At 61.4% G+C, this 24,165-nt stretch carries 20 protein-coding genes and 1 tRNA gene; 15 read left to right on the forward strand and 6 right to left on the reverse strand.

Going from position 1 to position 24,165, the window contains the following annotated elements; all coding sequences use genetic code 11:
- The first annotated feature begins 119 nt into the window (after positions 1 to 119).
- The 4 genes from ACN0YL_RS05480 to ACN0YL_RS05495 are packed head-to-tail and all read left to right on the forward strand — an operon-like array spanning position 120 to position 2,904.
- Positions 120 to 1,052 carry a hypothetical protein gene (locus tag ACN0YL_RS05480; RefSeq protein ID WP_417497307.1) on the forward strand — a complete coding sequence of 311 codons (933 nt, stop codon included), beginning with the start codon at positions 120 to 122 and terminating at the stop codon, positions 1,050 to 1,052.
- Positions 1,053 to 1,081: 29 nt separating this feature from the next.
- The gene (locus ACN0YL_RS05485; RefSeq protein WP_417497308.1) at positions 1,082 to 2,314 is read left to right on the forward strand and encodes a tetratricopeptide repeat protein; all 1,233 of its coding nucleotides are present in this window, start codon (positions 1,082 to 1,084) and stop codon (positions 2,312 to 2,314) included.
- 39 nt (positions 2,315 to 2,353) lie between these two features.
- Entirely contained in the window at positions 2,354 to 2,623 is a 270-nt protein-coding gene (locus ACN0YL_RS05490) for a type II toxin-antitoxin system ParD family antitoxin (protein WP_417490300.1), read from the forward strand.
- Positions 2,620 to 2,904, forward strand: a complete 285-nt coding sequence (locus ACN0YL_RS05495) for a type II toxin-antitoxin system RelE/ParE family toxin (protein WP_417481362.1) — start codon at positions 2,620 to 2,622, stop codon at positions 2,902 to 2,904. The genes ACN0YL_RS05490 and ACN0YL_RS05495 overlap by 4 nt, the downstream gene beginning before the upstream one ends.
- 3 nt (positions 2,905 to 2,907) lie before the next feature.
- Here ACN0YL_RS05495 and ACN0YL_RS05500 read toward each other — a convergent pair whose 3' ends face one another.
- Positions 2,908 to 4,443, reverse strand: coding sequence for an SLC13 family permease (locus ACN0YL_RS05500; protein WP_417497309.1), 1,536 nt, complete (start codon positions 4,441 to 4,443; stop codon positions 2,908 to 2,910).
- A gap of 48 nt (positions 4,444 to 4,491) precedes the next feature.
- A complete protein-coding gene (locus tag ACN0YL_RS05505; protein ID WP_339740922.1) occupies positions 4,492 to 4,689 on the reverse strand; it encodes a zinc-finger domain-containing protein in 198 nt (65 codons plus the stop codon).
- A gap of 78 nt (positions 4,690 to 4,767) precedes the next feature.
- Here ACN0YL_RS05505 and ACN0YL_RS05510 point away from each other — a divergent pair, with 78 nt between their 5' ends.
- From ACN0YL_RS05510 to ACN0YL_RS05545, 8 genes are all read left to right on the forward strand, one after another.
- Positions 4,768 to 5,727, forward strand: a complete 960-nt coding sequence (locus tag ACN0YL_RS05510) for an ABC transporter ATP-binding protein (protein ID WP_417497310.1) — start codon at positions 4,768 to 4,770, stop codon at positions 5,725 to 5,727.
- A gap of 346 nt (positions 5,728 to 6,073) precedes the next feature.
- Positions 6,074 to 7,051, forward strand: coding sequence for an oxidoreductase (locus ACN0YL_RS05515; RefSeq protein WP_417497311.1), 978 nt, complete (start codon positions 6,074 to 6,076; stop codon positions 7,049 to 7,051).
- Positions 7,052 to 7,155: 104 nt separating this feature from the next.
- Positions 7,156 to 7,578: an ArsR/SmtB family transcription factor gene (locus tag ACN0YL_RS05520; RefSeq protein ID WP_417497312.1), complete on the forward strand. Its 423-nt coding sequence runs from the start codon at positions 7,156 to 7,158 to the stop codon at positions 7,576 to 7,578.
- 4 nt (positions 7,579 to 7,582) lie between these two features.
- Positions 7,583 to 8,419 carry a VOC family protein gene (locus tag ACN0YL_RS05525; protein WP_417497313.1) on the forward strand — a complete coding sequence of 279 codons (837 nt, stop codon included), beginning with the start codon at positions 7,583 to 7,585 and terminating at the stop codon, positions 8,417 to 8,419.
- 248 nt (positions 8,420 to 8,667) lie between these two features.
- The gene (locus ACN0YL_RS05530) at positions 8,668 to 9,009 is read left to right on the forward strand and encodes a hypothetical protein (RefSeq protein WP_417497314.1); all 342 of its coding nucleotides are present in this window, start codon (positions 8,668 to 8,670) and stop codon (positions 9,007 to 9,009) included.
- A gap of 42 nt (positions 9,010 to 9,051) precedes the next feature.
- On the forward strand, positions 9,052 to 9,348 hold the full coding sequence (locus ACN0YL_RS05535; protein WP_417490307.1) for an autorepressor SdpR family transcription factor: 297 nt from the start codon (positions 9,052 to 9,054) through the stop codon (positions 9,346 to 9,348).
- Positions 9,345 to 9,743, forward strand: a complete 399-nt coding sequence (locus tag ACN0YL_RS05540) for an ammonium transporter (RefSeq protein ID WP_417497315.1) — start codon at positions 9,345 to 9,347, stop codon at positions 9,741 to 9,743. The genes ACN0YL_RS05535 and ACN0YL_RS05540 overlap by 4 nt, the downstream gene beginning before the upstream one ends.
- 62 nt (positions 9,744 to 9,805) lie before the next feature.
- Positions 9,806 to 9,882, forward strand: a tRNA-Arg gene (locus ACN0YL_RS05545).
- Positions 9,883 to 10,477: 595 nt separating this feature from the next.
- On the opposite strand, the gene ACN0YL_RS05550 is transcribed toward ACN0YL_RS05545, so the two are convergent.
- From ACN0YL_RS05550 to ACN0YL_RS05565, 4 genes are all read right to left on the reverse strand, one after another.
- Entirely contained in the window at positions 10,478 to 14,248 is a 3,771-nt protein-coding gene (locus ACN0YL_RS05550; RefSeq protein ID WP_417490309.1) for a hypothetical protein, read from the reverse strand.
- Positions 14,249 to 14,734: 486 nt separating this feature from the next.
- Positions 14,735 to 15,187, reverse strand: a complete 453-nt coding sequence (locus ACN0YL_RS05555; protein ID WP_417481367.1) for a DUF411 domain-containing protein — start codon at positions 15,185 to 15,187, stop codon at positions 14,735 to 14,737.
- Positions 15,180 to 16,220 (reverse strand): acyltransferase family protein, encoded by a 1,041-nt coding sequence (locus ACN0YL_RS05560; protein WP_417481368.1) that lies wholly within the window; start codon positions 16,218 to 16,220, stop codon positions 15,180 to 15,182. Before ACN0YL_RS05560 ends, ACN0YL_RS05555 begins: the two co-directional genes overlap by 8 nt.
- Before the next feature lie 229 nt (positions 16,221 to 16,449).
- Positions 16,450 to 17,553, reverse strand: a complete 1,104-nt coding sequence (locus tag ACN0YL_RS05565) for an acyltransferase family protein (protein ID WP_417497316.1) — start codon at positions 17,551 to 17,553, stop codon at positions 16,450 to 16,452.
- Positions 17,554 to 18,211: 658 nt separating this feature from the next.
- On the opposite strand from ACN0YL_RS05565, the gene ACN0YL_RS05570 reads away from it, so the two are divergent.
- Genes ACN0YL_RS05570 through ACN0YL_RS05580 form a run of 3 tightly spaced genes read left to right on the forward strand, consistent with a single transcriptional unit; the run spans position 18,212 to position 24,125 of the window.
- The gene (locus ACN0YL_RS05570) at positions 18,212 to 19,462 is read left to right on the forward strand and encodes a TolC family protein (protein WP_417490311.1); all 1,251 of its coding nucleotides are present in this window, start codon (positions 18,212 to 18,214) and stop codon (positions 19,460 to 19,462) included.
- Positions 19,459 to 20,961, forward strand: coding sequence for an efflux RND transporter periplasmic adaptor subunit (locus ACN0YL_RS05575; protein ID WP_417490312.1), 1,503 nt, complete (start codon positions 19,459 to 19,461; stop codon positions 20,959 to 20,961). The genes ACN0YL_RS05570 and ACN0YL_RS05575 overlap by 4 nt, the downstream gene beginning before the upstream one ends.
- The gene (locus ACN0YL_RS05580) at positions 20,958 to 24,125 is read left to right on the forward strand and encodes an efflux RND transporter permease subunit (RefSeq protein ID WP_417490313.1); all 3,168 of its coding nucleotides are present in this window, start codon (positions 20,958 to 20,960) and stop codon (positions 24,123 to 24,125) included. The genes ACN0YL_RS05575 and ACN0YL_RS05580 overlap by 4 nt, the downstream gene beginning before the upstream one ends.
- Positions 24,126 to 24,165 lie beyond the last annotated feature (40 nt).

Here is a 24,165-nt window from a genome sequence, read left to right on the forward strand (position 1 = left end):
GCTCCGGCGATCGGGTCTGATCGCGCAATCTTTACGGGTGGGAAGCGGGTATGCGGGTCTGGATGCGGGGTGCGATAGCCGTGGCGCTGGCGGTGGCCGGATTCATTGCTGCCGACAGCGTGCTGCACGCGACCGGCGCGGGTGGCTTTACGCCGTCAGCGCTGGAATTGACGGAGCGATCTGCCGAGTGGAACCAGCCGCCGCTGGTCGCGCTGGGGCTGTCTTACTGGGCGCAGTCAAAGACCTCTGATCCGGATCTGCTATTTGCAGCCCGTCAGGCCCGCATCCGTGCCTGGCGTCAACTCGGCCGGCCCGGTCCGGCAGCTGATCTCCTGCTGGAGGACGTCCGGCAGAACCCGACCGACTACGCAGTGATGGAAGCCAGCTTTGCCTTGATGGACGCCAACAACCTTCACGGGCTGCGCGAACTCACAGCTCTGGTGACCGGCGGAGATGCTCCACGGCTTCAGCAACCTGACCTGGTGGTCTCAGTCTATGTCGCTGTTCTGCAACGCCAGGGTCGCGCTTCCGAAGCAATGGCGGTTCTCGACGGCCTGGATGTCAGCAATTGGTCAGACTCCGCCAAGCGGCGTTCTGATGAGATGAGACCCTATTTCTATCTCCAGGCGCGCCAACCCGATGCGGCTCTGGAATGGCTACGCCAGCCGGCTCCAGCCTATTGTCTTCAGGTGCACCAGTGCACCGTGTCTCGGCAAATTTCCGAGGCGCAGGCGCGCGCCATGCGCGGTGAATGTGAGCGGGCCGATGCAATACTGTCGGAGTTGGTCGAGCGGCTGAGGGCCGAGCCTTTCCGGGAAGAGATTGACCCGATCCTCAATTCCCAAGGCCATTTGTCATCCTACACGGTTTCCGCCTCGCCCGCCTGGGAGTGCCGCGCACTCGGCATGCTCGGCCGGCGTGAAGAGGCGGTGGATGCCTGTCTGCAGGCCAGCGAAACCAACCCGTCGACCGCGACGGCCGCCAGCCGCGCGTATGCCGCATTCGGTGTGCCGACGCGACTGGAATGCGTGCCGGGCGGCACGGCCGGCTAGCTGTTCAGACCGGCAATTGATTGCCAAGCATGACAATTTGGAGGTCGACCATGAAATATGCCGTGCACGTGACCCTCGTCTTGCTGGCCGTCTGGCTGATTGCGGCCTACGCCATTCCCGAACGCTACAAGTCGGAATCGCCCGCGCGCTGGCTTGTTGTTACCCATCCGGTCAGCCTGGCCTACGGCATCAGCACAGGCTGTGCAGGCGACATCAGGTTCGAGATCGCCAGCGATTTTGGCTATCGCGGCCGCGGCGCGGCGGAGCGGCGCGCGCGGGCCGGGCGCTGTCTGTTTGTGACCCGGTTTTTGCCGGCCACCAATCGCGCTCAGCGAATCTCCAACGGGATAGAACGCGGCTGGCTGTTCTTCGCCGAGGGCGAGTATGCACGCGCCCGCGACCAATTCTTGCAGCTGGCCAGGCTGGACCCGCTCGGCAACAGCTTCGCCTTCAATGCGCAAGATGAGGCGTGGGTCGCGGCGATGCAGGCCGCGGAGCGTCTGGGCGGCGCGGAGGCTGCCCTGCCGATCGCCGAGGAGGCCTTGGCACGCTATGAGAGCCCCGCCTTTCACGACGCCTCGTTTCGGGGCGGAGGCATCTGGCTCGCGCAGTTTGCGGACATCACGGAACAGACCGAATTCAGCATCAATGCGATGCGCATCATGGTCGCTCATATCATGATTAGCGCGGGCGAACCTGACCGCGCCTCCGAGGTGCTTGAACGGGCGCGCCATCCCGAATGGCCCCAGCGTGACAGGAGCGGCTGGTCACAGATGCAGCTGAACTTGCTGGATTATCGGCTTGCCAAACAGCGCGGTGATGCGAGCGCGGCCAATGCGGCGCTTGATAGCGTGGTGGCCTGGTATCGTGACGGTCAGTCGGCCATGTCCCATCCGGTATGGGGGCAATCCATGTCGTGGCGCGAGCTCTGGTCCGAGCTGGACGATGCGGGCCGTTGTGATGATATCGCCGAATTGATCCAGCTATCGCGGGCACAGGGTGAAGCCTGGCCGGCCGATCCGTCCGCATCGGCGATGCACCGCTATCTCGGTGCGCGCGATGGCTGCGTCTATGCATCGCTGCTGGGACAGACCAGCCTCGCCGACGAGATTTGCGCCGCCCGGGACGAGGCCTGGGTGACCCTGTTGCAGGATGAGAGTTTTGAATTCCGCTGGGCCCTGCCGGACGAGCTCTCACCGCGGCCCGAGCCTCTGGCGTGCTTCGCCGCTGGCGCGGGCGTTCAGGTCGGGGATGAATTGTGATAATAATTATCCATCCGCCCTTGCGATGGAGAATCCGCCATGCCCAGCAGCTATGCCCTTGGTCCGCGCTTCGAGGCGTTGATGACCGAGTTGATCCAGTCGGGGCGCTATAATTCCAGGAGCGAGATCCTGCGCGACGGGCTGCGCATGGTCGAGGAGCGCGAGGCGAAATTTCTCTCCGAGCTGGAGGAATTGCGCGAGGCGGTCAGGCTCGGCGCGGAAAGCGGGCCGGGGATACCTATCGACGTGGTTCGGGATCGGTTGATGGCGAAATACACGGCGATGGCAAAGGAACGCGGTGAGCTGTGAAAACGATAATTTCAGATCTGGTTTGGGCCGATCTGGAAGACATCGGCGACTACATCGCTCAGGATAGCCCGTTGCGGGCGCGCAAATTCGTCAGCGAACTGCTCGATCATTGTGAGCGCTTGGCAGACTTTCCAAACGCCGCACCGCTGCGCGAGGATGTATCCCCCGGCATTCGAGCTGCGTCGCATGGCCAATATCTGATCTTCTATCGCGTCGCCGATGGTGCGTTGCGCATTGAGCGCATTCTGCAGGGCAATCGCCTCTTCCCTGAAGCCGATTGACCGCTAACCCCCGAACTCCAGCTGCCCCGCCACAATCCCGATCCCGGTGATGATCAGGATCGCGGCGATGTTGAGCCGGAAGCCGGCCTTGATCATCTGGCCTTGGGTGACGGCGCCGGAGGCGTAGACGATGGCGTTGGGCGCTGTGGCGACGGGGAGCATGAAGGCGGTCGAGGCGGCGATGGCGACCGGCAGGACGAGTTGTTCCGGTGGCACGCCGGCGCTGACGGCCAGCACACCGAGTACGGGCAGGAAAGCCGTGGTGGTGGCGACATTGCTGGTCAGCTCGGTCAGGAAGACGACGGCGGCGACCATCACCAGGATCAGCAGCGGCAGCGGCCAGTCGGAGACGAAGGAGAGCTGTGCCCCGAGCCAGCCGGCCAGGCCCGTCGCCGATAGCGCTGCCGCCAGCGACAGCCCGCCGCCGAACAGGATCACGACATTCCACGGCAGGCGCGCCAGCCCGTCCCAGTTCATCAGCGCTTCGCCCTTGGCTGCGCCCGTATCGCCGGCCGGGATCAGGAAGGTGGCCAGTGCGCCCATGACGGCGATCTGGGTGTCGGTCATCTGGATCGCGACGGGGATGCCCAGCGCGCCTGTGAGCCAGGCGAGCAGCGGGTTCCAGCCCCAGTTCCAGCCCTCGCCGGAGAAGAAGGGCATCCAGGTCAGAAGTTCGGCCGGCAGCGAGCGGCCCATCCACAGCAGGGCGACAGTGCCGAACAGCGCCGCGACGCGCAATTCCGGCGTTGTCATCTTGCCGAGACCGGTCAGTTCGCGCTGTACCATGTCTTCGGCGGCCCGGCTCTCGCTGGCACCCTTGAGATTGAAGGCCAGCCGCGTCAGCACGAACCAGCCGACCGGGATCAGCAGCAGCACGGCCGGCAGGCCCATCCCCATCCAGGTGGCGAAATCGAGCGAGTGGCCGTATTCATTGCGCAGAAAGCCGATGGCGATGAGATTGGTCGGCGTGCCGACGGGCGTGCCCATGCCGCCAATCGAGGCCGCATAGGCGACGCCGAGTGCCAGCGCCGGAGCGAAGAATTTCGAGCTGACGCCCTCGCGCTCGACCTCCTGCGCCACGCGCAGGGCAATCGGGATCATCATCAGTGTGGTGGCGGTATTGGAGATCCACATCGACAAGAGGGCCGAGGCCAGCATGAACCCGCCGATCAGGGCCGCCGGATGGCCGCCGAATTTGGCAACAATATTCAGCGCGATGCGGGTGTGGAGATGCCATTTCTCGATCGACAGCGCGACGATGAAACCGCCCAGCAGCAACATCACGATCGGGCTGGCATAGGGGGCGGTGGCGGCGCCGGTGGTGGTGATGCCGAGCAGCGGGAAGATCGCGATCGGGATCAGGGCCGTGGCGGCAATCGGGATGGCTTCCGTCGCCCACCAGGCGGCCATCAGCAGACCCAGCGAGGCGAGCAGCCAGGCCTCGCGGCTGAGGCCTTCGGGCAGGGGCATGAATTGCAGGCCGATCGCGAGCACGATGCCCGTGATCAGTCCGATCGTCTGGCTCGAGATTCCGGACATGCAGCGCCTCCCCAGACGGTTACGTCTCACTCACGCGGCAGTGTCAGATCAGGCTTTTGGATCCTGCGCCGAGCCGGCCTTTACGAAACGCCGGTCACAATAGGGACATTCGACAAAATCGTCCTGGCCCATTTCCAGGAAGACACGCGGATGGCCCAGCGCGCCGCCGCCGCCATCACAGGCGATGCGGTGACCCGTGACCGGGATGATTTCAGACGGTGGAATTGTGTTTGCGGCGTCGGCCATGCATCAGCCCTCATGGACAGGGGATCGGAGGATGCCTAGTTATGGCGTTCCCCAGCTGGCCGTCAATTCCGAGGCGACATGTCCGATACATCAAAATTGCCCGAATACGCCCTTGAAGCGATCGATCTGCGCAAAACCTATCGCGGTGGCGGCGGCTCGCCGGACAAGGAAGCGCTGAAGGGAATCGACCTCAAGGTCAAGCGGGGCTCATTCTTTGGCCTGCTCGGACCCAATGGCGCCGGCAAGTCGACCTTCATCAATATTTTCGCCGGTCTCGCCAACAAGACCAGCGGCACGGCGCGCACCTGGGGTATTGATATCGACCGGGACAGCCGCGCCGCACGCGCCGCCATCGGCGTCGTGCCACAGGAAATCACCGCCGATGTGTTTTTCACGCCCTATGAGACGCTGGAATTGATGGCCGGTTTCTACGGCGTGCCGAAGAATGAGCGCCGTACCGACGAGCTGCTCGAAGTGCTCGGCCTGAGCGACAAGCGCGATGCCTATGTGCGGCAATTGTCCGGCGGCATGAAGCGGCGCCTGCTGGTCGCCAAGGCGATGGTGCACACCCCGCCGGTGCTGGTGCTCGACGAGCCGACCGCCGGCGTCGATATCGAATTGCGCAAGCAGCTCTGGACCTTTGTCCGCGAGCTGCATGCCAATGGCACCACCATCGTGCTGACCACGCACTATCTCGAGGAAGCCCAGGAATTGTGCGACGAGATCGCCATTATCGACCAGGGCAAGGTGATCGCCTGCGAGCCGAAGGAAACCCTGCTCAAGCGCATGGACAGGAAGACGCTGGTGATCACGCCCGGCGAGCCCCTGAGCGCCGTGCCGGCCAGCCTCGATGGCCTCGATACGGAAATCCGCGCCGATGGCTCGCTGGCGATTTCCTATCGATTTGGCGAGGTGTCGGTTGCCGAAATGATCGAGCGCTTCCATGCCTCGGGCGCCCGCATTGCCGATCTGCGCACCGAGGAAGCCGATCTGGAAGATGTCTTCCTGTCGCTGACCTATCACCGCGAAGACGCGTAGGGCGGGCCCGCCGCCTGCACGAAAATCTCCACGCCGCGACTGACTGAGCTCGCGCCTCCCGTGCGACCGGAACGGCTGGATTATGTGCCAGGGTTGAGGGGATGGGGATAACATCACCAAAAATTCGTCATCCTGACGCAAGTCAGGATGACGTGAGGTAATTGTTGGCGGTGTGGGATAAGGCGCCAATCGCCGACCCTCGCGCCCGTCATTCTCACCAGCTCCGACGCCTTCGGCGCCACCTCTTCCATCAAGGAAGAGGAGGGTGCAGTGTGGATGGGTGGAGCAACATCCTGTTCGCCACTCCCCGACCGCCCGGATCCCGCCAATCCTTGAAAGGAAGACCATGTCAATTTCGGATCAAGCCCCGCTTCAATCGGGATTTCATGCCAAATCGACCGCCGCAGAGGTTGTCGCGGATATCGATCTGGCCGGGAAAATCGCTATCGTCACGGGCGGTTATAGCGGGATTGGGTTGGAAACGGTGCGCGCCCTGGCCAGCAAGGGGGCGAAAGTCATTATTCCGGTCCGCTCCGAGGCGAAGGCGAATGAGGCGCTGGCCGCGCTCCCGGGCGATATCACAACGGTGCCAATGGATCTGGCGGAGCTGGCATCGGTCAGAGCGTTTGCTGGCGCGATGCAGGATGCGCTGCCCCGACTGGACCTGTTGATCAATAATGCCGGCGTCATGGCGAGTCCCGAATCGCGGGTCGGGCCCGGCTGGGAATCCCAGTTCGGGATTTGCCATATGGGACATTTTGCGCTGACCCAGGGTTTGTTTTCGCTGCTCGAAAACACCCCGGATGCGCGCGTGGTGGCCCTGTCATCGACCGCACACAAGATCTCGGACATCATTTGGGACGACATCAATTTTGAACGTATGCCCTACGACAAATGGCGGGCCTATGGACAGGCCAAGACGGCGAATGCGTTGTTCGCCAACGCCCTGTCGCGGCGCCTGAAACCGTCCGGCGGCCTCGCCTTTGCCGTGCATCCGGGCGGGATTTTCACGCCGCTGCAGCGTCATTTGCCCAAGGAAGAAATGATCGCGCTGGGCTGGCTCGGCGAGGACGGTGAACCGTCGGAACTGGCCAAGGCGGGCTTCAAGACCCCGGAGCAGGGTGCCTCGACCACGCTGTGGGCCGCGACTTCGCCGCAATTGGTCTCAAGGCCCGGCGTCTATTGCGAAAACGCCGACATCGCGGCGGTGACGGTCCCGGACAGCCCGATGGCGCGCTATATGGGCGTCGACCCCCATGCCTGCGACGATGATTCCGCCGAGCGGCTGTGGCGCCTGAGCGAAGACTGGCTCGCGTCCGCCTGAGGCTTTCCGGAGTACAGGCGCTGAGGCGAAGCGGGAAAATGCCCTTGTATCGTTGATTGCCGATATATATGTATCGGCGATCAACGATACGGGACGCGTCTGATATGCCTGACCGGAACTCCATCGCGCTGCCGCCTTCATTTGAAGCCGAGACGATCGCTGCGCTCGCCAAGGCGCTGGCGCATCCGGCCCGGGTGCGGATCATCGCCTTCCTGCTGTCGCGCCCCGGCTGTATTGGTGGCGACATCGTCGACCAGGTCGGGCTGGCCCAGTCGACGGTCTCCGAACATCTGCGGATCCTCAAGGATGCCGGGCTCGTGCAGGGCGCGATCGACTACCCCCGTGTCTGCTATTCCCTTGATCCCGACGCCCTGGCACCGCTCCAGGTGATGATCGGGGCGATAGCCGCGCGGCCTGCCGGCGCCGATGCGGCCTGTTGCTACACCCCGCAAGGCTGCGTCCCCCGGGAAGCCGATGACAATCCTGATGCCAGCCATGATGGCCTGAAACCCCATGAAGAGGTCTGATCCGATGCGTATCCTGTTTCTGTGCGTTGCCAATTCAGCCCGCAGCCAAATGGCCGAGGGGCTTGCGCGCGCGATCCTGCCCGCCTCGGTCGAGGTGGCGAGCGCGGGTTCGGCTCCGTCCGTGCTTAACCCGCTTGCCGTCGAGGCCCTGTCCGAGACGGGGATCGATATTGCGCATCATCGCGCCAAGCCGGTCGAGGCGGTTTCGCCGCAAACCGCCGATCTGGTCGTGACCCTGTGTGCCGACGAAGTCTGCCCCGTCATCCCCGGCCGGGTCCGGCGGCTGCACTGGCCGATTACCGATCCCGCAGCCGCCAATGATATCGCCGCCTTCCGCACGGCGCGCGACCAGATCAAGGCCCGTATCGAAGTGCTGGCGCGCCTGCTCGACCTGCCCGCCGGGCCGGTAGCGAGCGAGTTCCACGCCAGTATCCGGGTCCGCGACCTGGCCGCCAGCACGCGTTTCTATGGCTGGCTCCTCAATAGCTGGCCGAAGGAATGGACGCATCGCTACGCGATCTTCATCCGCGCCGATCTCGGCCTCAACTTTGTCCTCATGGTCGCCGACGACAACGTCCTGCACCACGACACGCTCTACCATCTCGGCATTGCACTGCCCGACAAGGCGGCCGTAATCGACGCCTATCACCGCGCCCTGGCCTTCGGCGCCCATGTCGAAAAGCCTCCGCGTACGACCTGGAGGGGCACGCCGCTGCACGAGCTCTGGCTGACCGATCCCGACGGCACGCTGATCGAGGTCTATGCCCGCCTGACCGATCCCGAACTGGCCGCGATGCCGGCCGACCAGGCTCCGGACTATCTCGTGCCGGGCACCGAATAGACAGGCGGCAGGAGAGGAAAGCCGATGCTTGAATACAGGGTCTCCGCACGCCTTATCGACAGTCACGGATCCGAGGCGATGTGCCAGGATGCGCGGATCGTGCTCGATACCGCGCTGGCGGGGGCGCCCGAATTTGCCGGATGACCCCTGACGCGCGCGCCGATCCTGTCTGTCCCGTTTTTGCCCCTTTTGCCGCCGATACTGGCTGTGACGGGCGGTTTGGCCCGTCCGACGGGGAGGTCGAGACGATGATGAAAATGCTCCGGCGTGGCTTTGCGCTCCTGATCGCGGCGCCACTTTTCGTCTTTCTGGCCTGGTTCTTCGGGATATTCCTGCACCCGCAGGGCGCGGTCGGTGCCGGCTTCTCGCTGGTGCTGATCCTGGGCAGTGCGATCGTGGCGCTGCTGACCTATCGCTGGCTCGCCCGGCCCGGCCCGAAGCTCTATTTCCGCAATCGCGGCGTCGACGGTGTCGATAGCGGCGTCGGGATCGGCATGATGGGGTTAAGCCAGCGCGACGCTGCAGACCGCCGCCGTGACGACAATGGCAGCGATCATTTCGGCGATTTCGGCGGTGATGGCAGCGACTGAACCGGTTTGACAACGATTAGAGAATTAGCTAATCGTCTATCCATGTCAGATGTTTTCAAGGCCCTCGCCGACCCGACCCGCCGCAAGGTGCTGCAGATCCTGAAATCGGGACCGCAGACCGCCGGCGAGCTTTCGGACGCCTTTCCCGTCTCCAAGCCGACCATGTCTGCCCACTTCAATGTCCTGAAGCAGGCCGGCCTGGTCGTCACGGAAAAGGCCGGGAAATCGGTCATCTATCACCTCAACGTATCGGTCCTGGAGGAGGCCCTGCTGGGCTTCTCCGAGGCGTTCGGCTTCGGCCGTGCGGCCACCGATACCAACCGGGAGACACCGCAATGATCACGCGCAATATCGGATTTTCGCTGCTGCTGGCCTTCGGCCTGATCGCCGCCGCCCTGGCTGCAAACTGGGCCGCGGATGCCAGCCTGACCGGGCCCGACTTTCCGGACCGGATATCGGGCGCCCTGATCGGGCTGATCCTGGCCGTCTTCTCCAACGCCGTCGCCAAACGCATCCCGGGCCGCGCCCCGGCCGCCGGCGCGGCCGCGCCCAAGCGCTTCATGGGGCTTGCCATGGTGCTGGGCGGGCTGGCCTATGCCGCCGCCTTCCTGTTCGCGCCGATCGAGCTGGCACGCTGGATCGGCATGGGCGCCGTCATCGCGGCCCTGATCGTGACCGCCATACGTTTTCTGGCCGGCCGCCGGGCAGCAGGCTCCACGCCCGAGCGCGACTGAAACACACCGGCGCTAGCCGATTGCGCCCGTCAAGCGCATCGGGTAAGCCTGCCCCATAGTGCGCACCCGTAGCTCAGCTGGATAGAGCGCTGCCCTCCGAAGGCAGAGGTCATGAGTTCGAATCTCGTCGGGTGCACCATTCTCTCTTCGTGTGAAGCGTCAGAGCTTTTGATTCATTTGGGTCACAGGGTGTGATTCAATCGTCACCTGTCTGTTGTGTTTGAACACCGACACTTTCCTGCAGTTGGCGGAGAAGGCGATGTACTGCGCGTCATTGAAGGTGGGAACGAAGGGTGGCGTTTCATGCTCCACAATTCTCCCCACCGAAGCGGTCGTTGTTCAATCCTTGCGGCCCGACTCGAAGAAGCGTGGCAAGGGGAATGGCGCCTAAACTGATTCAGACTGGTCGAGCGTCTAAAGCTCCCCTGCACCAGGACTTGATCTCTATGTTCGACGGCAATTCGAATGAAATTGAAAGTCGGCGCAGGCCCACCGAAAGCGGTATGGCAGTTTGTGCGTCTCCTGATCTGTTACACGCGGTTGCCTGGGAGCGCAGCCTTTCATGCGATATCGTGCAGCCAAGCCACAGCCCGGCCAAACAATCACGCCCCCCCTTGGGTCCCAAGGTAGTGCAAGCACTTTCAGGACAATCATTAGGCTACCGCCGGCCCGGTGTGGACACCGACTTGAGCCTCCAAAGCTCACTTTGCGGTTCTCCCGACAAGGCGGAAACACTAGGCGCGGAGAAATTCAACAAGCTCGTCGAGCATTACCACGTGCGCGTCTTCACCATTCTTCACGCACGCTCCTTCGAGTGGCTGTGGCGCGCGAATCACCACTAGCCCCCTAACAATCGGAGGGGCACCTAGTCCAAGCCGCGGGCACAACATGGCAGCCCGTGCCCGAATAAACTCAACCCTATCCAGATGTCGGCGAAGCTTATCTGGGCGCCCCCTTTCGTCATATTTTCCCTGATAGGCCGACAAACGACGAGCGGCTTCGCCGAGTGTTCTACAGAGCCGAAGATCTTTAGCTTCGATCACCCAAACTGTGTTTGTTGCGCGATCCAGCGCGAGGGAATCTACGTCGCCTAGCCGTTTCACTTCATCTGTAGCTTTGATGTTTAAGCAACCGCTGGGACTCACACCTGCCTGAGCCTCGAAGCCATACGATTGGATGGTTTCCGTAACCGTGTCGTTAAATCGGTTTCCAGCAAGCCTGCCAGCCGTGCTCGCGTACTGACGCATCCTCAAAGACTGCCAGTAATCATTCTGGAGGGAACCGTCCATTGCCCCCTGGAACATATAGAGGACGCTGCGAAAAACCGCAGCAGGGCAAACGAGTAAATCGGGGTCTTCTTTGCTATCGAGCGCGATGATGGGTTTAGAAATCAGCGAATGGCGTCGTCCGAGTCGGCCGAGGTCGATATCATTCGCGAACCAACCTTCCGGAAGGTCGGTCCAAGAGGGACGAGAGCGCATCGTTATGCGGTCAAGCGCTGGCCCGAGGTCTATTTTCGCCAGGGGTTCAAATTTCCGCATTTCAGAGAGTAGTTCGGATCGCTTGATATCGAAGACGCCACTAGAACGTTTTGCAGCGAGGTGAGCCGTCACAATCCCTAAATCCATGACTCCCTCCCAAGGCGTTCCGAACTCCGCCAGAATCGCATCTTGAAACTCCAACTTTGGGTGAGACGTATCGCTTTCCTCGAATCTAGTAACGTACCGCTGAGCGTCGGAACGTCTGTTTTTGAGATTGAGCTTGAGGCCAGAGGCTTGAATGGATTCCTCCTCAAAATCGTGATTGGTCAGCATTTCGCCTGTAGGCGAGATATGGATTCGCGGCTCCACCCTGTGGAGACGGATTGCCGCGAGGACGTCTGCGGTCTCAAACACCATCAGCGCGAGCGCTTGAAGTTCGTCGAAGTCAATAGCGCCAGGCTGCCGACTTCCGTCTTTCCCGGCCTCGCAGAGGCCGATTTCTGTGATTATCGACGACGCCCGTATGACCCCATAGGCCTTTGAGCGCAGTTCCATACTTCGATGATGGTCGCCCAACTCTCCATGGATCGCGCGCATGGCGTTCGCGGTAACAGCCCAATGTGAGAGCTCGCCTTCCGCAGCTTGCAGCGCACAGAGTGAGTAACCAATCAGGGCTTTCCGGTCGTAGCCTCGAACGCGCGCTATGAGCTTTCCTAAAAGGTGTGTTTGGTACCGATGAACGAAATCGACACTCGATTCGTAGCCTTCGATGCGTGGACCTTCGCAACGCTCGCGGATTTCCCAGCACGTGCCAAATTGAACAAGCGCGCCGGCTGACGGCCTGATTTCACGGAATTGTCCGGCTAGGCCGAGTTGCTTGAGTTGTTCAATGGGAGTGATTACCTCTGCAACATGTCGCCATCGATAGTGCGGCGAACCCACTGCCTCCAACGCTAACTGAATGAAATCTGACCCATTATCTGCGCCCCTTAGAAAGTGCCAAAATCCCTCGATCATCCGACTCGCCACAAACAATTCAGCGATATTGTCTGCACGGCAGAGGAACTTGTGCCAATCCTTGGCGACGCGGATGTGACACTCGCCGCTCTCGTCATCCACCTGAAGGCTCACGAGCTCATCAAGATCGGCATTTGGAGGCGACGTAATATCATCTTCGGGCATCGGCGCAATTTTTAGCTTGATGCACATTGACCCGGGGGAGAGATCAAACTTCGATCCCAAATATGATAGGCATTTGGCGGCCCAATGAACAAGGCCGTCCCAAGTCCTAATAAGGACTTCGGGGAGGTCGTTGTCGTTGGCGTCCTCCAGCTCGACCCACCAGATCACTTCGTCAACCTTGACAGCTACCCTTGGGACAAACTGTTCGGCCGCCTCCAAATCGACATAGATGAGTTCATATCCGTCATCTTGAGGCGAGCGCGATTTCCGCGTGACCCGTCTCGCGCCCAATGTCGGGTGGTTCAGAATTCGGAAGTCTGCGGCACCAACCGCTTCTTGGCGTGTCTCAAGCAACAAGTTGGTGTCGAAGCTCACCATCGCCGGCGGTTCCAAATCGATCATGTGCTCGGGGACGAGTTTCAGTTTGTTACACTTCCACCACTGGAAAAGGTTCAGCCAGCCACTTGCAGAGTGCACATTGAATCCCATCTCCCTGGTCAGCGCTTCAATCTTTGCTAGCCGCCAAACATCGTTGAATTTGCCACCTTCAACCAATCCCATCGTGACAACATCGGAGGGACAGAGGGTCAGTGAGGTCCAATTTTCCGCATCTAGCTCCAGGCGTTTATCGATCACGAAGCCGCGCCCGACACCGCCGACCAAACAAATTGTGATACCTTCGACGAAACCTGGCTGGGCCAGACAGTGCGTTCTTGTTTGAGCAATTGTATTGCTCAGCGTTTGCGTTGCACTGGGGTCGAATTTGGCAACTGACCCAAATGCAGCGTGCGGCCACCCGTCCAGCTCGTCGACGAGTTGGACCACATGCACCCAGAATCCGTTTGGTTGCTCCCAGACGGCCTCTCTACGCAAGACGCCGCCGTCGTCGACGAGGCGCGCAGGAAATCTTCCCAAAAACCCCGCCACGTTCAGCATTTCCCCGTGGACAATGAGGATAGCGGTGCGCAGCGCAACAGACATGTTGTTGTCAAGCGCGGTAGATATGAGATCGGCTCGGAGGGCGGTGGTTAAGTTTGAAACGGACGCGACGAGTATTCCGTTTTCAACCTGTAGGATGGGCATGAACTCAAGCGGAGAGTTGCCGGCCACCGCGCCTACGAGGTGTTGGGTTGCCTCTTCGGACAAGATAAATGAAGTGAGATCGCCGGGATCAATTCCAAGGCTAGCCAGATCTTTGAAGCTAAAATGAACACGACGCCCAAGTGCACGGAGCCGTGCCTCATTTGGTACATTCACTGCCCCCTTGGCCGCGCCGCCTCCGGCTTGGTTGACTGGAAAGTCCGTGCGCAATGCGATTTCGTTGGCCAAGGCCAGCAGGGCATAAGCCCGCTTCAGCGCCCCACTTTTGATCGGATGGTCTGGAAGGGCTTCAAATGCTCGCAGGAGGCACTCGGTGTGGAAGCCTGCGTTTTCCCACAGCCCAGTTATCAAAAGACGGTCGCCACACCTTGTCGAAATCCTCTCGATAACTGTGCTCTCAATCGGGTCCTCCAGTAAATTGACCCGAACCTGATCAAGAGTTCCGTTTAGCATCTCGGAGACCTCGCGAGACCGAAGTGACTTCCGTCCCCTTGAAGACACCAACGCAAATCTCGTCGCCCAGTCTAAGCGCACCAGATTTGCTTGAAATTGTGGCTCAGTTGCAAGACCTGCCAAAGCCGGCACTAGTTTCCAAAGGTCCTGCCGTTCGAACCTCCCCCATACTTCGGGAAAAATTCTGGCAGCGCCGCCAAGCGTGTTTGGCGGCACCATAGACGCAAGAAAGCGTTCAAAATTTTCAATTGATGCGGGTGCTGCGTGATCCGCACTTTGATCGACCATAGCTCGGGTTATTCTCTTAGTTGACCAGCCTACGAATACCGATATTACGCGTGCATCGCGAATCGCAAGTTCCCATTTTGTTCGAGCAAAGCCGACTGCGCAACTCGGAGAACCAAACAGCAGGCGTCACACCCTCTACCTTTAGTCGGATTGCGATGGGGCTACGATGGCGCCAAGAATGGAGCGGCGGTCGAAGAAATGGTTTTACGGCGGGAAAAGCGCCCAACATGAATGGTCGTTCGCCTTAAGATGATCTCATAGTCAAAGTGTGCGAGCGAAAACAGGCGCAATACGCCAGCGTGCAAATTGTGAACTCTAGGGGCAATCCCAACGGCGGCACAAACCTCTAGATCCGGCGCTGGAAGCGGTTCATGCGCCAGCGCCAATGCCGTCATCCGCCCCCATCAACGGCGCCGCAACCCTCCTGGCCCAACACATCGTATGCACGAACTCGGCTTCCGGTTTAACGTGGCTCAGTTCTTCCCTTCAGCCATATTCCGCGAAGGCGGCGCTGCCGGCCTCGCTGAAGGACCACACCGTATAGGCCTGCGAATAGCCATCGACTTCCATGCCGGGCGACCCAGCCGGCATGCCTGGCACGGCAAGGCCGCGAATGGGTGGCCGCTCTGCGAGCATACGAGTGATTTCCGCAGCAGGAACATGACCTTCAACGACGTAGTTCTCGACGACCGCGGTGTGGCATGACCACATTCCCTGTGGCACGTCATAGCGTCGCTTGATTGTTGTCATATCGTCCAGATCACGCGGTTCAACGTTAAATCCGCTATCGCGTAGATGGCTAATCCAAGCATTGCAGCACCCGCATGCGGGCGATTTGTAGACGAGGATTGGGGTTTGTGCCTGCGCAGTGCACGCCATCAGGACAGAGTTGCCGGCGATCACAATCCCTCCCCAAAGCGCTTGTCGACGATTAATCATTCTTGCTCCCCTTGGTGACCGATTCAGCTATTCTGCTGCCAGCCCAGACGGATTGCATCCAATGGCCGAACGTCGCTTTGTAACCGAGGCTTGGTTTTTCAACCCAGCTCCAGGATAGCTCAGCGAGAATGCCAGTTACAGGCACCGCGATCAGGCCAATCAGCAGCGGCGGCGCTGACGGATGGAAAAACAGTACGGTCTGCATAACTGGGTAATGCCAGATATAGATGCCATAGGACCAGTCAGGAATGCGCGACGCGGTCGGCAACCCGCCCAGCCGGGCAAAGGCTATCCAGAACAAGGCCGAAGCGAGCGTGATATTCATGAAATGCTCGGCCCAAGGCGCGGCGCCGGACAGAAGCCAGAGCGGCAAGCCGACCACCGCGACCCCCGGAGCGAGAGGCAAGTAGTCGCGCCAACCGTGGATCACCATTCCCAGAGTGAAGGCTGCCGACAGGCGCGCAGCGCTCATGATCACGGCCGGCGCTTCCACCCAGAACAAGGTGAGCGCCAAAAAAGCCGCGGAGGCGAGAGCGAACAAAACGAGATGAGACCATCGCCCCCACGGAATTGGCGTGAAAAACACGATGGCAGCCGCCAGATAGGCGATCACTTCATAGCGCAACGTCCACAAAGTGGCGGAGAACTCACCCGCTCTGGGCAGGTCGGCATACACCCCGGCGGGGCCATGTTCCGTATCGAGAAAGCCCAACACCTGAACCGGGTAAAGCCAAGTTTGTGAACGCGTCCAATACTCCGCCGCCTCCAGGCTGGTCACCACCGGACCGATGACCAGGGTCGCCGTCAGTGAAAGCAGCACCAAGGCAGGCAGGATCCGAAGCGCGCGCGACGCCGCATAGATGAACACATTGGCCCGGTGCTCCAGACTGTCTGCGATCAAAAATCCGCTGAGGATAAAAAACGCGTTCACCGCAGCATAGCTGAGCGACCAGCCGTTGATCATCAGCGGGGGCGGTAATTCGGGCCCATGCGTGACGATGATGGCGTGCTCAACCAGAACCGCAGCTGCCAAGCCTAGGCGCAGGGGCGTTAACCGGTTGTCGTGGCCTGAATAGGCCTGGCCGATGGTTCTCAGTGCAGAAATCGGTTCGCCCCTCGAGATATTCTCCGGGTTACGCAGCCGGCCGGCTATTCCCTCAGCACCGAATCAAGTCTGCGACCACCCACCTGCCCCCGGAGCGGGCACGATAACGGCGAACGAGATCGGACCGACTGGCCTGTGCCCAGGAACGGATTGCCAGTCAGCGGCTCGAGGGCTTGTGGGTTGGCGCCCCGAAAACACGATTGCCCAGTTTCCGGATGCCGGATCTGGCAGGTCGCTCAAGCCATTGATAGGTCGCGCTTGATGCAATGATCATGAGCGCGAACAGGACGATGAACACGCCGGTCGACATTGTTTCATCGATCAGGCCGAACACATCTTGGAGCACATTGAATGCGACCATGAAAAACGGCACGTGGATCATGTAGATCGCGTAGGAGATATCGCCGAGATAGCTCAATATATCGGACTTGGTTCGGGCGACCGCATGGCGGTCCAGCTCGGCCAGAAGAAAAATGAGCGGCGCGCCCAAAAGGGCGATGACGCGATCATCCCAAGCCCAGTGGGCCGCGGCCAGATAGACGATGATTGCGGCGGCGAGCCCGATCCTTGCGACCGTTTTGGACAGGGAGTAGCGCTGCCCGAGCCGATAAAGTGCTGCACCCATCAAAAATTCCGGGATGATGCGGATAACACCGAAACGCTCGGTCGCCATCGGCAGCGTCTCGCCGAACAAGCGCAAATGCACCTGATCGAGCGCGAAAAAGAGCGCGGTGGCGATGATCACCAACATCCACGGTCGCTGCTTCAGCCGGATTGCAATCATCAGATAGGCCGGAAAGGCGAGATAGGCGAACCATTCCGCGCTGATCGACCAGGAAGGGCCATTCCAGCCGAGTTGAGGCGCAAAACCCCAAGCATGGATCATCAACAATTGAGCGGGTAAATCGGCGATCGGGAAGCGATCCGGATCGAAGGGGGCGCCCAGCTGCGTCGCGGCGACGGCCACCACGGCGAGAAACGCCAAGGTGGCTAGGTGCAGTGGATAGATGCGGGCGAACCGCGCCAAGATAAAACGCCCGAAATGGAAATCACCGGTTTCGCGGGACGCGACATAGACGTGGGTCAAAACGAAGCCCGACAGGATGAAAAACAGATCGACCCCAAAACGGCCCATCGCAAAAAGATTGGTTGCGGCGTCTACATCAACCACCCACGGCGCCCGCCAGTGATAAAAGACCACCCAAATCGCTGCGAAAAAGCGGATGCGGGTCAGGCCGGGAAGCTGTGCTGGATACTGCATCGATCAACTCCCCGGCAGTTTGATGTCATGAGATTACGCGACGGACCGCTGGCCCCCTCAGGAAAATATGGAGGCGCCTTGGTTTGCCGGAGACCGGCTCTAGGCCTGTGACCTTTCGACGGATTGCAAAAGACTGAGGGATACGGACACTGTTTGCGTATTCTCGATAGACGGCCTCGTTGAAGAGGTCATATGAGGCGGGACAGGCATGCTCGGACGACATCACAGGCAAGGCGGCTGGGCGAGGGGTTTCGTGACTCTTTTTGCCGCGCTGGCTGTGACTTGGGCGATGCTGGCTGGCCCCTCGCTGGCAGCACCGTCCATCGATGCCTCAATCGTCATGCAGGCATGCTGTCCGCACGATGCCGAAATGAACGCGCCGATGCCAGTCGACTGTATGCAGATGGACTTGGCCTGCGGCAGTGACCGCGACTGCTCCTCGCCGGATTGTTCGATAGCAGCGAGTTCAACGGCAGCCGGGACACTGGACGGGTATCATCTCGCCACGCCGGGGCCGGGCTTCGAGACGCGCGGCCAGATAACGTCCAGCCGTCCACGCAATATTGCCCTCCCCATACCCAAACAGCCTCCAAAGATCTGACGACAGCCGCCGCCTCGAGCGGATTTTCGTGCTTGTTTCAGTGAATTGGAGACATTGATGTTCCATACCGCGATGGCCCGTCTGGCCATGACGGCGCTTGTATTCGGCGTCGCAGGTCTTGCCGAGGCCCAGGACTACCCCCTGTCACTGCCCGAAGCTGTGCTGCTGGCCAGCGAGGCCGAAGAGCCCTCGGTCGAGGTCTGGCAGGCCCGCGCCGAAGCGCTCGACAGTCAGGGTATCGCCGATGCGGCGCTGCCCGATCCAATGCTGAGAGTTGGGTTGGCGGGCGTTCGCCTGAGCGATTTTGATCGCAATCGTGAGGGCATGACCCAGGCGCAGGTCAGCATTCGTCAGATGTTCCCACGCGGCGACACCCAACGCCTGTCGCGCGAAATTCGCGAGTGGGAAGCGCGTTCGGCTCGCGCCGCCGGAGCGCTGGAAGCCCGGCGCATCCGTTTGAGCGTCCGTGAAGCTTGGCTGGAACTCTATTTCTGGGAGCGGGCTGCAAGCTTGATCGCCGAACGTCGGACTGCGCTCGAACAGCTGGGCGAGATCGCCTCGGCCAGTTTTGCCGCCGGAGACCGCAACAGCCATGATGTTATCCGGATCGATCTGGAAACCCGGGTGCTGACCACTCGCCTGGTGGAGATCGAGCGCAATCGCGCGGTCGCACGGGCCGATCTCGGACGCTATCTCGGCGACCAGGCCGCGACGCGTGCCTTGACGCCGCAATGGCCGATTCTGCCGCCGCCGGGAGTGCTCGATGCGATGCGGGCGCAATTGGTCCGCCATCCGGCCATCGCCATCCTGGACGCGCGGATTTCGGCCCGCGATCGCGGCGTCGAACTGGCACAGCAGCGCTACCGACCCGGATTTTCGCTGGAAGCCGGCTACGGCCTGCGCGAAAGCCGCTCCGATCTGGCTTCGGTCGGCGTCGGAGTCGAAATGCCGCTGTTCAGCCATAGCGGTCAGGATGCCGGCGTCGCCGCGGCCCGCAGCCTGCGCGAGGCGGAGGTGCTCAACCGGGATGCGGCCCTGCTGGATCTGAGTCGCGAGCTGGTCGCCAGCGATGCGAGCTTGCGGCAATTGACCGAGCATGCCGCGCTCTACAGGACGGAGGTGCTGCCGCGTTCGCGCGAGACGGAGGAAGCCGTCCTGCTCGCCTATGGCAATGAGCGGGCTGATTTTGCCGAACTGGTCCGCGCCGAACTGGCACTGCTCGATAACGAACTTGCCCTTTACCGAACCCAGGTCGATCTCCTGAAAATCCAGGCCCGGCTCATGTTTCTCGTCGGAGATCCGTCATGAATACACGAAACCTTGTCACCGCACTGGGCCTGCTGCTTGTTGGTCTCATCGCCGGCGCCGGCCTGATGTCTGTGCTCGGCTCCGGCTCCGGGCAGCCGGATGTCGCGGATGGACCCCGCGTGCTCTACTGGGCCGCGCCTATGGATCCGAGTTTTCGCAGCGATAACCCAGGCAAATCGCCAATGGGGATGGATCTGGTCCCGGTTTATGAGAGCGATGATACCGCCTCGGACGACGGTGCCATCCGCATCAACCCCTCTGTTGCGAATAATATCGGGGTGCGGACGGATGTGGTCATTCGCGGCCGCTTCCACCGGACCCTGTCCACGGTCGGTTATGTCAGGCCTGTCGATGGTCTGACATCGATGCTTGATGTCCGTGCCGAGGGCTGGATCGAGCACCTGCCCGTCTCGGCGATCGGCGATCGTGTGACCCGGGGGCAAGTGGTGCTGGAACTCTACGCCCCGGCCATCGCCACGGCCCAGTCCGAATATCTCCAGGCAGTTCAGATCGGGCGGGAATCCCTGCTGCAGGCGGCGCGATCGCGCCTTGTTGCGTTGGGCATGGATGCCGACCAGATCGCCCAATTGGGACGGCGCGGCAGTGCCGGTCGTACCGTGGCCATTCGGGCGCCGCAGGACGGCACCGTCATCGCGATCGGCATCCGAAATGGCGCCTTCGTCCGCCCCGGCGGCCAGCTGATGACAATCAGCGATCTGGGGACGGTCTGGGTAATAGCCGATGTGTTTGAGGACGATGCACAGCGCGTCCAGACAGGTGACCAGGCCCGGTTGGAGACGCGTTCCCTGCCAGGCCGGCAATGGGTCGGCGAAGTTGAATATGTCTACCCGACCGTCAATCCGCAAACCCGCTCCGTGCCGGTGCGGATCCGGCTGGACAATGCCGACGGCGCCTTGCGGCCCGACATGTATCTCAATGTCGCAATCGAGACCGAGCGGCGCGCCAATGTGCTGCAAATCCCGCTCGAGGCGGTCATCCGGACCGGTCGTTCAGAACGGGTGATCCTGGCAGAGGGGGACGGGCGTTTCCGTCCCGCCAGCATCGTCACCGGCGCCGAATCCGGCGGCATGGTGGAGGTGCTTTCCGGCCTCGCCGCCGGCGAGCGGATCGTCGTGTCGAGCCAGTTTCTGCTCGATTCCGAAGCCAGTATTCAGGGCGCAATGCTCCGCATGAGCCCTCCAGGCGCGGTAATCCACGAACCGGTACCACCGGGGGATGATGTGCCGATGGATATTCGCACGAGCGGTACCGTTCTATCGCTCATGGCTGGCCATGGCATGATCGAAATCGAACACCCGGCCATTCCCGAACTCGCCCGCGCCGCGGGCACGACGATGTTCAATGCTGTGTCAGGCGTCGACCTGTCGGGCATCGAACCCGGCGCGAGTGTCGAATTTACACTGGTGGACGCCGGGGAGGCGGACTGGCGGGTTGGCTCTATCGAGACGCCAGCTGCGACTGATGGAGAGCAGCCATGATCGCGGCCCTCATCCGATGGTCGATCACCAACCGCATGATCGTCCTCATCCTCGCCGTCTTGCTGGCCGGCTACGGCACATATTCCCTGTCGCGCACGCCGCTGGACGCCATTCCCGACCTGTCCGATGTCCAGGTGATCATCAAGACCACCTATCCCGGACAGTCACCGCAAGTGGTGGAAGACCAGGTCACCTATCCGCTTACAACCGCGATGCTGGCCGTGCCCGGCGCGGTGACGGTCCGGGGCTATTCCTTTTTCAATGACAGCTATGTCTACATCATCTTCGAGGACGGGACGGATCTCTACTGGGCCCGTTCGCGGGTCCTGGAATATCTCAGCCAGGTCGCGCCGCGCCTGCCCGCGAGCGCCTCACCGGAGTTGGGCCCAGACGCGACCGGGGTTGGCTGGATCTACCAATATGCACTGGTGGACCGCACGGGTCAGCATGATTTGGCCCAATTGCGCTCGATCCAGGACTGGTTCCTGAAGTTCGAATTGCAGACCATTGAGGGTGTTTCGGAAGTCGCCTCCATTGGCGGGATGGTGCGGCAATATCAGGTGGTGGCCGATCCCGACCGCCTGCGCGCCTATGGCATCCCCTTGTCGCATCTGCGCACGGCGATTCAGCGCGGCAACCAGGAGAGCGGCGGCCGCGTCATCGAAATGGCCGAAGCTGAGTACATGGTGCGCGCCTCGGGTTATATCGAAGGCATTTCGGATCTCGAAAACATCCCGCTCGGCCTCAGCGAGGCCGGTACGCCGATCCTGCTCTCAGACGTGGCCGATATCCGGCTCGGGCCGGAATTGCGCCGCGGGCTTGGCGAGTTGAATGGTGAAGGCGAAGCGGTCGGCGCCGTCATCATCATGCGCTATGGCGAGAACGCCCAGGCGACCATCGAACGGGTCGAGCACCGGCTCGATGAATTGCGCGGTTCACTGCCTGACGGCGTCGAGATCGTGACGACCTATAACCGGGCTGGCCTGATTGACCGCGCCGTTGAATCCCTGAGCGAGAAACTGATCGAGGAATTTATCGTCGTTGCGCTGGTGTGCGTGATTTTCCTGTTTCACATCCGCTCCTCGCTGGTGATCGTGTTCAGCCTGCCCTTGGGTGTATTGGCCGCTTTTGTGGTGATGAACGCCCAGGGCATCAACGCCAATATCATGTCGCTCGGCGGCATCGCGATTGCGGTCGGGGCGATGGTCGATGCGGCCATCGTGATGATCGAAAACCTGCACAAGCATATCGAACGAGAACCGCTGACGCCGGAGAACCGCTGGCGCATTGTCGGCGATGCCGCATCCGAAGTCGGGCCGGCCCTGTTCTTTTCGCTATTGATCATCACTTTCAGCTTCGTGCCGATCTTCGCCCTGGAAGCCCAAGAGGGGCGGCTGTTTCACCCGCTCGCCTTCACCAAAACCTATGCGATGGCAGCGGCAGCGGGTCTGTCGGTGACGTTGGTGCCGGTGCTGATGGGCATCTTCATTCGTGGCAAGATCACGCCGGAGCACAAGAATCCGGTCAACCGGATCCTGATCGCGGGCTATCGCCCCTTCATCAATCTGGTCATGGCGCGTCCCTGGGCGATGATCGGTCTGGCCGTGCTGGTTCTGGCCAGTTCGGCGGTGCCATTGTCGCGCATGGGCAGCGAATTCATGCCGGATCTGGATGAGGGCGATATTCTCTACATGCCGAGTGCCTACCCGGCCGCTTCGGCGGGCCGGATGGCCGAGCTGCTGCAGCAGACCAATCGCCTGATCATGACGGTGCCTGAAGTGCTGACTGTTTACGGCAAGGCCGGCCGCGCCGACACGGCTACAGATCCGGCACCAATGTCGATGATCGAAACCACGATCCAGTTGCGGCCGCGCGAGGAATGGCGCCCGGGCGTGACGATGGACAGCATTCGCGCAGAGCTGAATGCACTCGTCGATATTCCCAGCCTGACCAATGCCTGGGTGATGCCGATCCGGGCCCGGATCGACATGCTGGCAACGGGGATCAAGACGCCGGTCGGGATCAAGATCGCCGGGCCTGACCTGGCCGTCATCGCCGAGATCGGACAGGAGATCGAGGACATTATCGCGGGCGTTCCCGGTACCGCTTCGGTCTATGCCGAACGGGTCACCGGTGGGCGCTTCGTCGATATTGACCTCGACCGTCTCGAGGCCGCCCGCTTTGGCCTCAATGTCGCCGATGTCCATGATGTCATTCGCACCGCGATTGGCGGTATGACGGTGACCGAGAGCGTCGAGGGGCAGGAGCGTTATCCGGTCAATATCCGCTATCCGAGCGATTATCGCGGTTCGCCGGATCAACTCAGATCCCTTCCGGTGATTACGCCGGGTGGCGCCCAGATTCCGCTCGGTCGTATTGCCGATATTTCGATTGGTGCCGGGCCCGGTGTCATCCGCAGCGAGAATGCGCGACTGAATGGCTGGGTCTATGTCGATATTGCCGGAGTCGATATCGGCACTTATGTCGCCGGAGCCCAACGTACGTTGTCGGATCAGCTCGATTTGCCGCCGGGTTATTCGATCCGCTGGTCGGGACAGTATGAGTTCATGGAGCGGGCCAAGGCGAAGCTGGCCGTGGTGGTGCCGGTGACCCTGGTCATCATTGTGCTGTTGCTCTTCCTCAATTTCCGCCGCCTGATCCCGGTTCTGCTGATCATCGGCACGCTACCGCTCGCCCTGGTCGGTGGCATCTGGCTGCTCGACCTGCTCGGCTACAACATGTCGGTCGCGGTTGGCGTCGGCTTCATTGCCCTGGCCGGGGTGTCGGTGGAAATTGGCGTGCTGATGATCCTCTATCTCGAGCACGCCCTGGCAGACCGCCGAAAACTTGCCGCGGATGAGGGGCGTGAGCTGAGACCGGACGATCTCACCGCCGCAGTGACCGAGGGCGCCCTGCTGCGCGTCCGCCCGATCATGATGACGGTTGCCGTGATCATCGCCGGCCTGCTGCCGATCATGCTCGGCAGCGGCACCGGCTCCGAAGTGATGCGACGCATCGCGGCGCCAATGGTTGGCGGCATGATCAGCGCGACCGTGTTGACCTTGCTGGTGATCCCGGCGGCATTTTTGATCTGGCAGACAATTGAGCTGCGCCGGCGGCAGCGGCAATTGCCACAGTCTGGAGGCGTGCCGAGCGAGGGTTAGAAGGACTCTGGAGCCGGTTCATGGGCCGTGTCGCCGATGG

Origin of the sequence: Maricaulis sp. (assembly GCF_048269565.1) — a bacterium.
In the GTDB taxonomy this organism is placed as follows: Bacteria; Pseudomonadota; Alphaproteobacteria; order Caulobacterales; family Maricaulaceae; genus Maricaulis.

What these genes read in the sequence shown, in the direction of transcription:
- ACN0YL_RS05485 (WP_417497308.1), top strand. Translation starts at nt 1,082, where the DNA reads ATGACAATTTGGAGGTCGACCATGAAATATGCCGTGCACGTGACCCTC.
- ACN0YL_RS05490 (WP_417490300.1), top strand. Translation starts at nt 2,354, where the DNA reads ATGCCCAGCAGCTATGCCCTTGGTCCGCGCTTCGAGGCGTTGATGACC.
- ACN0YL_RS05500 (WP_417497309.1), bottom strand. Translation starts at nt 4,443, where the DNA reads ATGTCCGGAATCTCGAGCCAGACGATCGGACTGATCACGGGCATCGTG.
- ACN0YL_RS05505 (WP_339740922.1), bottom strand. Translation starts at nt 4,689, where the DNA reads ATGGCCGACGCCGCAAACACAATTCCACCGTCTGAAATCATCCCGGTC.
- ACN0YL_RS05510 (WP_417497310.1), top strand. Translation starts at nt 4,768, where the DNA reads ATGTCCGATACATCAAAATTGCCCGAATACGCCCTTGAAGCGATCGAT.
- ACN0YL_RS05515 (WP_417497311.1), top strand. Translation starts at nt 6,074, where the DNA reads ATGTCAATTTCGGATCAAGCCCCGCTTCAATCGGGATTTCATGCCAAA.
- ACN0YL_RS05520 (WP_417497312.1), top strand. Translation starts at nt 7,156, where the DNA reads ATGCCTGACCGGAACTCCATCGCGCTGCCGCCTTCATTTGAAGCCGAG.
- ACN0YL_RS05525 (WP_417497313.1), top strand. Translation starts at nt 7,583, where the DNA reads ATGCGTATCCTGTTTCTGTGCGTTGCCAATTCAGCCCGCAGCCAAATG.
- ACN0YL_RS05530 (WP_417497314.1), top strand. Translation starts at nt 8,668, where the DNA reads ATGATGAAAATGCTCCGGCGTGGCTTTGCGCTCCTGATCGCGGCGCCA.
- ACN0YL_RS05535 (WP_417490307.1), top strand. Translation starts at nt 9,052, where the DNA reads ATGTCAGATGTTTTCAAGGCCCTCGCCGACCCGACCCGCCGCAAGGTG.
- ACN0YL_RS05540 (WP_417497315.1), top strand. Translation starts at nt 9,345, where the DNA reads ATGATCACGCGCAATATCGGATTTTCGCTGCTGCTGGCCTTCGGCCTG.
- ACN0YL_RS05550 (WP_417490309.1), bottom strand. Translation starts at nt 14,248, where the DNA reads ATGGTCGATCAAAGTGCGGATCACGCAGCACCCGCATCAATTGAAAAT.
- ACN0YL_RS05555 (WP_417481367.1), bottom strand. Translation starts at nt 15,187, where the DNA reads ATGATTAATCGTCGACAAGCGCTTTGGGGAGGGATTGTGATCGCCGGC.
- ACN0YL_RS05565 (WP_417497316.1), bottom strand. Translation starts at nt 17,553, where the DNA reads ATGCAGTATCCAGCACAGCTTCCCGGCCTGACCCGCATCCGCTTTTTC.
- ACN0YL_RS05570 (WP_417490311.1), top strand. Translation starts at nt 18,212, where the DNA reads ATGTTCCATACCGCGATGGCCCGTCTGGCCATGACGGCGCTTGTATTC.
- ACN0YL_RS05575 (WP_417490312.1), top strand. Translation starts at nt 19,459, where the DNA reads ATGAATACACGAAACCTTGTCACCGCACTGGGCCTGCTGCTTGTTGGT.
- ACN0YL_RS05580 (WP_417490313.1), top strand. Translation starts at nt 20,958, where the DNA reads ATGATCGCGGCCCTCATCCGATGGTCGATCACCAACCGCATGATCGTC.